This is a genomic window from Nonomuraea sp. NPDC049378, from assembly GCF_055586745.1.
In genome coordinates this window covers 775698-783344 of record NZ_JBVJHP010000001.1, presented here as the reverse complement: position 1 = coordinate 783344, position 7647 = coordinate 775698, and the positions used below count along the sequence as shown (strand labels likewise).

The window sequence follows — 7647 nt, the reverse complement described above, 5'->3', positions numbered from 1 at the left end:
TCTCGCCACCCCCAGCCCCCGCCTCCCCCCCCCCCCCCCCGCCGCCCCCCCCCCCCCCGCCCCCCCCCCCCCCCCGGGCCGCAACGACGCCGGCAGGCCCTCCTGCAGCCAGAACATCTGCGCCCGCGTCCCCAGGCAGAAGCCCAGCGCGGGAATGGTGGGCGAGCTCTGCAGCCAGCCGCCGCTGGGCGTGGCCGAGACCATGTTGCCGTGCCGGTCGACCACGTCGACGTGGCAGGTGTCGCCCCTGACCGTGCCGTCGGGGGCGGTCACCTCCACGCCGCCCGCGCTCTTGGCGACCGTGGGCTCGCCGACACCCTGCGGGGCGCGCGCGCCGGAGACGCCGGGGGCGCTGCTGGAGGTGCCGGGCGCGGGGAGGACGGGCAGCCTGGGCGTCCGGCCGCCGGGCGCTCCCGGCCGCAGCTCCATGCTGGCCTCGGGGCCGACGAGGGCGCGCCGCCCCGCGTTGTACGCCTCGCCCAGCAGATCGGACATGGGCACGTCGGCGTCGCCGTACCAGGCCTCGCGGTCGGCGAAGGCGAGCTTGGCGGCCTCCGTCACCGTGTGCACGTAGTCGGCGCTGAGATATCCCATCGCGTCCAGGTCGAACCCGGACAGCAGCGCGAGCTGCTGCAGGAACACCGGGCCCTGCCCCCACGGCCCCGTCTTGCACACGGTGTGCCCGCGGTAGTCGAAGGTCACGGGATCCTCGACGGAGGCCGCCCAGCCGGCCAGGTCGTCGCCGGTCAGCAGCCCGCCGTGCACCTCGCCGGAGCTGTCGCGCCAGGCCGTCTTGGCGCTGAACTCGGCGATCGCCTCCGCGACGAAGCCTTCGTACCAGGCCTTCCTGGCGGCGGCGAGCTGACCCTCGCGGGTGCTCGAAGCCGACTCGGCCTCCGCCACCAGCCGCCGGTAGGTGGCGGCCAGCACCGGGTTGGCCAGCTTCGACCCCGGCGCCGGCGCCGCGCCGCCGGGCAGCCACGTCGCCGCCGACGTCGGCCAGTCGCCGGTGAACAGCCCCGCGACCGACTCGATCGTGGCGGAGATCCGCTCCAGCACCGGCACGCCGTGCTCGGCGTAGTGGATCGCGGGGGCCAGCACGTCGGCCAGCGACCAGGTGCCCCAGCGCTCCAGCATGAGCATCCAGCCGCCGAACGCCCCCGGCACGGTCGCCGCCAGCAGCCCCGTGCCGGGCACCACGTCCAGGCCCAGCCCGGTGTAGTGCTCGATCGTGGCCGCGGCGGGCGCCACGCCCTGGCCGCACACCACCGACACCTTCTGGTCGGCCTCGCTCCACAGCAGGATCGGCACCTCACCGCCAGGGCCGTTCAGATGGGGCTCGGCGACCTGCAGCACGAACCCGGCGGCAACGGCCGCGTCGAAGGCGTTGCCGCCGCGTTCCAGCACGCCCATGCCGGCGGCTGACGCCAGCCAGTGCGTGCTGGCGACCATGCCGAAGTCGCCTGAGAGCTCGGGCCTGGTGGTGAACAAACCATTCTCCTTCTAGCGATGAGCGGCCGCGTCGGGGATGCGGTCCGCCGTGACGAGGTGACACGCGGCCGGATGCCCGTTGCCCCGCGCGTCGGTCAAGGGGGGCTCGTCGGTGCGGCAGGCGTCGTACGCCAGCGGGCACCGCGTGTGGAACCGGCACCCGGAGGGCGGATCGACCGGGCTCGGCACGTCGCCGCCGAGCACGATCCTGCGCCGCTCGCGCTGCCGCACCGGATCGGCCACCGGGGCCGCCGACAGCAGCGCCTGCGTGTACGGGTGCCGCGGCGCGGCGAAGATCTCGGCCTTCGGGCCCGACTCCACGATCTTGCCCAGGTACATGACGGCGATCCGGTCGGCCAGGAACTCCACGACCGACAGGTCATGCGTGATGAACAGGCAGGAGAAGCCCATGTCCCGCTGCAGATCCGTGATCAGGTTGAGCACGGACGCCTGCACGGACACGTCGAGCGCCGACACCGGCTCGTCCGCCACGACCAGCTTCGGCTCCAGGACCAGCGCCCTGGCCAGCCCCACCCGCTGGCGCTGCCCGCCGGACAGCTCGTGCGGGAACCGCGAGCGCATCTCCTGCCGCAGCCCGACCTTCTCCAGCATGGCCGACACCCGCTCGGAGGCGCCCCGGCGGTCGGCCACCTTGTGCCGCAGCAGCGGCTCGCCGACGATCTGCTCGATCGTGAAGCGCGGGTTGAGCGAGGAGAAGGGGTCCTGGAAGACCATGTGCATGTCCCGGCGCAGCGGGCGCATGGCCCGGCGCGACAGGCGGGTGATGTCGCGGCCGGCCAGCTCGATCGTGCCCGCGGTCGGGTCGGTCAGGCGCAGCACGCACTTGCCCACCGTGGACTTGCCGCTGCCGGACTCGCCGACCAGGCCGAGCACCTCGCCCTGGCCGATCTCCAGCGACAGGCCGTCCACGGCGCGCACCTGGCCGTAGTGCTTGACCAGGTCGTCGATGCGCAGGATCACTCCGTGCCTCCCGGGTGAAAGCAGGCCGCCAGATGGCCTTCCGCCTGGCGTACGAGCGAGGGCCGCGAGAGGCGGCAGTCGGCCTGGACGCGCGGGCAGCGGTCGTGGAAGGCGCACTCGTCGGGGTCGGACAGCGGCGAGGGCACCATGCCGGGGATCTCGGCCAGCCGCCCGCCGACCGCGGCGGTGGGCAGGGCCTGCATCAACCCCAGCGTGTACGGGTGGCGCGGGTTCGCGAACAGCTCGGTCACCGTGGCCTGCTCCACGGCGCGGCCCGCGTACATGACCACGGCCCGGTCGGCGATGTCGGCCACCACGCCCAGGTCGTGCGTGATCAGGATGATCGCGGTGCCGAGCCGGTCGCGCAGGTCGCGGAAGACGTCCAGCACGCCCGCCTGGATCGTCACGTCGAGCGCCGTGGTGGGCTCGTCGGCGATCAGGACCCGGGGAGAGCAGGCCACCGCGATCGCGATCATCACGCGTTGCCGCATGCCTCCGGACAGCTGGTGCGGATACTCCTTCATCCTGCGCGCCGCCGCCGGGATGCCGACCAGCTCCAGCAGCTCGACCGCGCGGTCGCCGGCCGCCCGCCGAGACAGGCCCTCGTGCCTGCGCAGCACCTCGGTGATCTGGTAGCCGACGCTGAACGACGGGTTGAGCGAGGTCATCGGCTCCTGGAAGACGACCGAGACGTCCTTGCCGCGTACGTGCCGCAGGTCCGGCTCGGGCAGCGTGGTGAGCTCGCGGCCGTCCAGCCGCACCGAGCCGGACAACCGGGTCGTGTCGGGCGGCAGCAGCCGGGGCACCGACATCGCGGTGACCGACTTGCCGCAGCCGGACTCGCCGCACAACGCCAGGATCTCGCCCTCGTCCAGGGTGAGCGAGATGTCCCTGACCGCCTGCACCAGGCCGTCCTCGGTGTCGAACCCGACGGTCAGGTCGGTGATCTCCAGCAGGCTCATCGGCCGCTCCTCGGGTCCAGTACGTCGCGCAGCCCGTCACCGAGCAGGTTGAAGCCGAGCGTGGCCAGGGCGATCATCAGGCCGGGCCAGATGGCCAGCCACGGCGCGTCGCTCAGGTACTGCTGCGCGGTGGTCAGCATCACTCCCCACGAGGCCGTCGGCGGTTGCACGCCGAGCCCGAGGAACGACAGCGTGGACTCGCCGATGATGGCCGCCGGGATCGCCACCGTGGCCTGCACGATGAGCGGGCTGGCGCAGTTGGGCAGCACGTACCTGAAGATGATGTGCCCGTCGCCGGCGCCGTCGGCGACGGCCGCCGCCACGTAGTCCATCTCCCTGACCGCCAGCACCTCGCCCCGGGTGATGCGGACGACGGCGGGCAGCTGGGAGAAGCCCAGCGCCAGCACCACGCCCTTCAGTGACGGCCCGATGATCGCCGCCAGGCCCACCGCGAACACCAGGAAGGGGAAGGCCAGCGTCACGTCCACCAGCCGCATCACGACCGGGTCGAGCCAGCGCCGGTAGAACCCGGCGACCAGCCCGATCGGGATGCCCACCGCCATCGCGAGCAGGGTCGACAGCACCCCGGCCTGGAGCGACACCTGCGCGCCGTGCGCGATCCTGGCGAACGCGTCCCTGCCCAGGTCGTCGGTGCCCATCAGGTGCGCGGGCGACGGCGGTGCCAGCGTGGCCAGGTAGTCCTGCGCGGCCGGGTCGCCGGTCACCAGCGGCCCCGCCAGGGCCAGCAGGACGAAACCCGCGACCAGCACCAGCCCGGCCATCGGCATCGGCCGCCGCCGGAAGCGCCGCCACAACCTGCGCCTGCGGGCGGCCCGGCCCGCCGCGACGGCCTGTTCAGTCATGGGAGCCCCCTGACAGCCTGATCCGCGGGTTGAGGAAGGCGTAGGCGATGTCGACCAGGAGGTTGACGACGACGTAGCCGATCACGGTGATCAGCACCACGGCCTGGATGACGGGGTAGTTCCTGGTCAGCACCGCGTCCACGGTCAGCTTGCCGAACCCGGGGATCACGAAGATCTGCTCCGTCACCACGGCGCCGCTGATCAGGGCGCCGAGCTGGAGGCCGAGCACGGTGACGACGGTCGTCAGGCTGTTGCGCAGCGCGTGCGCGCCCACGACCTTGGCCTCCGACAGGCCCTTGGACCGCGCGGTCCTGACGTAGTCGGCCGACAGCGCGCCCAGCATGGCCGAGCGGGTCTGCCGCATCAGGATGGCCGCGAAGCCGGTCCCGAGCACGAGGGCGGGCAGGATCATGCGCTGCAGGTTCTCGGCCGGGTCCTGGGTGAACGGCACGTATCCGGAGGCGGGCAGCACCCGCCAGGTGACCGCGAACAGCAGGATGGCGAGCAGGCCCAGCCAGAAGTGCGGCACCGACAACCCGGCCAGGCCGAACCCGGTGGCGACGTAGTCGGCGACCTTGCCGCGGCGCACCGCCGCCACGATGCCCGCGCCCACGCCGATGACGATCGCGACCAGCATGGCGAGGGCGGACAGTTCCAGCGTCACCGGCAGCCGCTCGGCGATGATGTCGATCACCGGGAGCTGGTCCTGCGTGGAGCGGCCGAGGTTGCCGGTCAGGGTCTGGCCGATGTAGTCGACGTACTGTGCGGGCAGTGGTTTGTCCAGGCCGAACTCCTGCCGGATGGCCTCGACCACCTCGGGCGAGGCCTCCTGTCCCGCCATGACGGTGGCCGGGTCGCCGGGCAGCGCCCTGATCCCCAGGAAGATCAGGACACTGCCCAGGAACATGACGATCACCGCGGATCCGCAGCGCCGGAGGATGAACCAGAGCATCAGGAGGTGAACCCGGCGGTGACGAAGCGCGGCAGGCCGTCCTTGAAGTACTGGACTCCGGCGACGTTCTTGTTCATGCCCAGGTAGTACTTGTTGTGGTAGAGGTACACGATCCCGCGCAGCTCGGCGATCTTCTTCGTCGCGCTGCTGTAGAGCTCCGCCCGCTTGGCGGTGTCCGACTCTGCGGCCGCCTCCTTGACCGGGTCGTCGATGCCCGGGTCGGACATGCCGCTGTAGTTGTTGGCGCCGCGGCTGGTGACCATGCCGGTGAGGTTGCCGTCCGGGTCCACCCGGCCCGACCAGCCGACCAGCATGGCGTCGAAGTCGCCGGCCTTGCCCTGCTCCAGGTTGCTGACGAACTCGCCCGTCTTCACGCTCACGTTGAAGCCCGCCTCCTTGGCCATCTGCTGGATGACCTGCGCCAGGCGGATGTTGGTGGCGTCGTTGGGCGTGTTGAGGCTGACGGGGATCGGCGTCGGCACGCCGGAGGCCTGGACGAGCTGCTTGGCCTTGGCGACGTCGCGCTTCGAGCACTGCAGGTCCTGCGCCCGGTAGGGGCTGTCCAGCGGCAGGGGCGAGCAGTCGGCCTCGTACAGGCCGTTGTAGACGGTCTTGTTGATCAGCTCGCGGTCGAGGGACAGCTCGAACGCCTCGCGCAGCTGCGGGTTCTTGCCCAGCGCCGTGTCCACCGCGCCGGCCTTCTCCGTGGCCCCGTCGGCGTTGCCGACGTTGATCGTGACGCCGTAGTAGCCGAGGCCGCCGCCCGCCACGACCTTCAGGTTGGGGTCGGCCTGCACGCCCTTGACCGTGGTGGTGGCGAGCTGGTCGGCCACCTGAACGTCGCCGGACTTCAGGTTGGCGGCCCGTACGTTGGGGTCGATAATGATCTTGTAGACGAGCTTGTCGAGCTTGACCTTGGCCGCGTCGTAGTAGTCGGGCGCCTTCTCCAGCACGATCTGGCTGCCGGAGGTGCGGCCGGCGAACGCGAACGGTCCCACGCACACGGGGCTCGCGCCGAAGTTGTCGCCCGCCTCGTCCAGCGCCTTGGGCGACATGATCATGCCGGCGCGGTCGGCGAGCTGCGCGGTCAGCGGGGTGAACGCCTGCGAGAGCGTGAGCCTGACCGTGGCGGGGTCGACCACGGTGACCTTGTCGACCGGGGCGAGGTCGGCCTGGCGCGCCGACTTCTTCCAGGTGCGGTGCCGGTCGAGCGACTTCTTGACGGCCTCGGCGTCGAGCGGTGTCCCGTCGTTGAACTTCACGCCCTCGCGCAGCTTGATCGTCACCTCCTTGCCGTCGTCGGAGACCTCCGGCAGGGCGGCGGCCAGTTGCGGCACCAGAGCCGACGCCGCGTCGATGTCGTAGAGCTTCTCGCACATGTTCGCGAAGACCTCGCGACCCACCAGCGTGGTCGCGGAGCTCGGGTCGAGTGCGTCGGGGTCGGCGTTGAGCGCGATGTTGAGCGTGCCGCCCGCTTTGACCGGCCGGTTGTCGGTGGTGGCGTCGGCGATGGATGGAGGTGCGGCGGGCGTGCCGGTGGATCCGCCTCCGCCGCATGCCGCCAGGGCCACGGGGAGAACGGCGAGCGCCGCGAAGAGCCTGGGGGACGGTCTCATGGGGCCTCCGTAGAACCTTTTAGGAGACTGTATACAAGACCTGACATTTCATAAGTGTTTCATAACGCTGTGTTGTTATCTGACCGTTTTCTAATCGTTCGGGTGTTTTGTTGTACGGCCCACGGCCACCAGGAACGATCTCCTGGCCGCGGCCACGTGCGCGACCGCCCTGGCCTGCGCCTCGTCCTCGTCGCCCGCGGCGATGGCCTCGTACAGGCTCACGTGTTCTGACCAGGAGTGCGGGCCGCGCGCGGCGGCGGTCTGGCTGAAGACCCACTGCGCCCGCTGGAGCATCGGCTTCATCATCAGGCTCAGGTAGGAGTTGCCCGCAGCCTCGCCCACGGCCAGGTGGAAGGCGGTGTTGAGGTCGGCCACCCGCTCCAGGCGCCCGGCTTCCACCGCCTGCCTGGCCTGCTCGAGCACCTGCCGGAGCCGCTCGGCGGCGGCCGGATCACGCCTGCGCGCCGCCAGCCGGGCCGCGAGCCCCTCGATCGCCATGCGCACGTCGAAGAGCTCCTCGCCCTCTTCGGCGGACAGGCGGGCGACCGTGGCGCCGAGCCGGGGGACGACCTCGATGAAGCCCTCGGCGGCCAGCACCCGGATGGACTCGCGTACCGGATTGCGCGAGACGCCGAGCGCGGCGGCCAGCCGGTCCTCGACCAGCCGTTCGCCCTGGGCGAGCTCGCCGGAGAGTATGCGGCGCCGCAGCTCCTCGGTGACCTCGTCGCGTAATGTCTGATGGGCCGCGCCCAGCGTCATGCCACTCATTTGATGACTTATCG

Annotated in this window: 7 protein-coding genes; all 7 read right to left on the bottom strand. The window is 71.5% G+C overall.

All coding sequences use genetic code 11. The features are described from left to right. The coding region (locus ACZ6SA_RS03540) for a gamma-glutamyltransferase family protein (RefSeq protein ID WP_465826426.1) at positions 1-1491 on the bottom strand (1491 nt) is incomplete at its 3' end. 12 nt (positions 1492-1503) lie between these two features. After that, positions 1504-2472: an ABC transporter ATP-binding protein gene (locus tag ACZ6SA_RS03535; protein ID WP_347641609.1), complete on the bottom strand. Its 969-nt coding sequence runs from the start codon at positions 2470-2472 to the stop codon at positions 1504-1506. Beyond that, positions 2469-3434 carry an ABC transporter ATP-binding protein gene (locus ACZ6SA_RS03530; RefSeq protein WP_347641610.1) on the bottom strand — a complete coding sequence of 322 codons (966 nt, stop codon included), beginning with the start codon at positions 3432-3434 and terminating at the stop codon, positions 2469-2471. The genes ACZ6SA_RS03535 and ACZ6SA_RS03530 overlap by 4 nt, the downstream gene beginning before the upstream one ends. Beyond that, on the bottom strand, positions 3431-4297 hold the full coding sequence (locus ACZ6SA_RS03525; RefSeq protein WP_347641611.1) for an ABC transporter permease: 867 nt from the start codon (positions 4295-4297) through the stop codon (positions 3431-3433). Before ACZ6SA_RS03525 ends, ACZ6SA_RS03530 begins: the two co-directional genes overlap by 4 nt. Beyond that, the gene (locus ACZ6SA_RS03520) at positions 4290-5249 is read right to left on the bottom strand and encodes an ABC transporter permease (protein ID WP_347641612.1); all 960 of its coding nucleotides are present in this window, start codon (positions 5247-5249) and stop codon (positions 4290-4292) included. The genes ACZ6SA_RS03525 and ACZ6SA_RS03520 overlap by 8 nt, the downstream gene beginning before the upstream one ends. Further along, positions 5249-6865, bottom strand: a complete 1617-nt coding sequence (locus ACZ6SA_RS03515) for an ABC transporter substrate-binding protein (protein WP_347641613.1) — start codon at positions 6863-6865, stop codon at positions 5249-5251. The genes ACZ6SA_RS03520 and ACZ6SA_RS03515 overlap by 1 nt, the downstream gene beginning before the upstream one ends. Before the next feature lie 90 nt (positions 6866-6955). Then, positions 6956-7633, bottom strand: coding sequence for a GntR family transcriptional regulator (locus ACZ6SA_RS03510; RefSeq protein ID WP_465826424.1), 678 nt, complete (start codon positions 7631-7633; stop codon positions 6956-6958). Positions 7634-7647 lie beyond the last annotated feature (14 nt).

Excerpts from the sequence above, each read along its gene's own strand:
- ACZ6SA_RS03530 (WP_347641610.1), bottom strand. The coding sequence starts at position 3,434 with ATGAGCCTGCTGGAGATCACCGACCTGACCGTCGGGTTCGACACCGAG.
- ACZ6SA_RS03525 (WP_347641611.1), bottom strand. The coding sequence starts at position 4,297 with ATGACTGAACAGGCCGTCGCGGCGGGCCGGGCCGCCCGCAGGCGCAGG.
- ACZ6SA_RS03520 (WP_347641612.1), bottom strand. The coding sequence starts at position 5,249 with ATGCTCTGGTTCATCCTCCGGCGCTGCGGATCCGCGGTGATCGTCATG.
- ACZ6SA_RS03515 (WP_347641613.1), bottom strand. The coding sequence starts at position 6,865 with ATGAGACCGTCCCCCAGGCTCTTCGCGGCGCTCGCCGTTCTCCCCGTG.
- ACZ6SA_RS03510 (WP_465826424.1), bottom strand. The coding sequence starts at position 7,633 with ATGAGTGGCATGACGCTGGGCGCGGCCCATCAGACATTACGCGACGAG.